The 1085-nt window shown below is 40.3% G+C and carries 3 protein-coding genes; all 3 read right to left on the reverse strand.

Going from position 1 to position 1085, the window contains the following annotated elements; genetic code table 11:
- Window positions 1–347 precede the first annotated feature (347 nt).
- The 3 genes from AACV78_RS21655 to AACV78_RS21665 are packed head-to-tail and all read right to left on the reverse strand — an operon-like array spanning window position 348 to window position 931.
- Window positions 348–575, reverse strand: coding sequence for a type II toxin-antitoxin system VapC family toxin (locus AACV78_RS21655; RefSeq protein WP_339383755.1), 228 nt, complete (start codon window positions 573–575; stop codon window positions 348–350).
- Between the two features lie 6 nt (window positions 576–581).
- On the reverse strand, window positions 582–704 hold the full coding sequence (locus AACV78_RS21660; protein WP_255513067.1) for a PIN domain-containing protein: 123 nt from the start codon (window positions 702–704) through the stop codon (window positions 582–584).
- Entirely contained in the window at window positions 701–931 is a 231-nt protein-coding gene (locus AACV78_RS21665) for a type II toxin-antitoxin system Phd/YefM family antitoxin (protein ID WP_194013166.1), read from the reverse strand. The genes AACV78_RS21660 and AACV78_RS21665 overlap by 4 nt, the downstream gene beginning before the upstream one ends.
- Window positions 932–1085 lie beyond the last annotated feature (154 nt).

Below are 1085 nucleotides of genomic sequence, written 5' to 3' on the forward strand. Positions count from 1 at the left end.
GGTTGGGAGTGTGTGGGGGGGGTGTGTGTGGAGGAGGGAATCTCTCTTCTCTCGCGTCGAGACTTGTAGAGTGTAACATCTAAGGGTTTCAGGGTTTCATAAAGATTTATTACAAAGGCAAAAACCACGAAACCACGCCAGTTATACGTTTCCGATACCTGGCACATTCAATTTACCAAATTACTAAAGAGTAGAAACTAGCTATTTTTTGATCGGCTGTAATAATAGCAGCTTGACCAAGAATTTCTTGATGGTACCCGCCACTTGATTTATCCGTGGAATCAATCCAAAATCTCAAATCGAAAATCCTCAAGCCCCCGCATTTATCCGTGGGGTCAATCTAAAATCTAAAATCTAAAATCTAAAATCGATTGACTTCTTTTGGCAACTGCTACAACCACTCTATCTGCTGGATCTCGGTGTTCCCATTCTAATTTGACACTTTCTAGCCAAATGTCCTCATCAATTGGAACGATCCGAATAACATTAGACTTTTTTAAAGTAGCGATATAGTCATCAATACTTACTCCTAAATCTAACTTATGATTTTTGATCTTGATACCTATTTCCCAGATTGCCGTTTATGGAACTAAACCATTTTTTTCTTGTTCCATCTGCTGACAAGCATCTTTTGCCGATTGAGAAAGTTCCTCTGGATCTAAACTCCACCAGATGAGAGCGCAGGTATCAAGGACAACTGTCATACTTCCTGCCATTCTTCAGTTGTTGGCGTAGTTAAATCTTCAAAATATTTTACTTTCCCCCGCATATCCTTAAATAATTCTTCAGTTGAAACAGACTTTTCATACTGACAAATTCTCACAACTGGCTTATTCCCATCCATCACTAAAATTTCTTCGCCTTCAAGCTCGACAAGTCGCAAAAATTCTAGTAATTGAGCTGTTAATTGACTTTTGTCTATGGTTTTCATAGGACAAGGATTGGTGTTGTGTTCAAAAGACCTCTTGCAAAAGTCAAATTTACCCCCCTTAGTCCCCCCTTATTAAGGGGAGAAACAAGAATAATCTTGCTCCCTCCCCGCGGGAGGGGAGGGTTGGGGTGGGGTGCTTTGGATTTTTGCAAGA

This window comes from Tychonema sp. LEGE 07196 (assembly GCF_963890365.1).
Lineage (GTDB): Bacteria > Cyanobacteriota > Cyanobacteriia > Cyanobacteriales > Microcoleaceae > Microcoleus.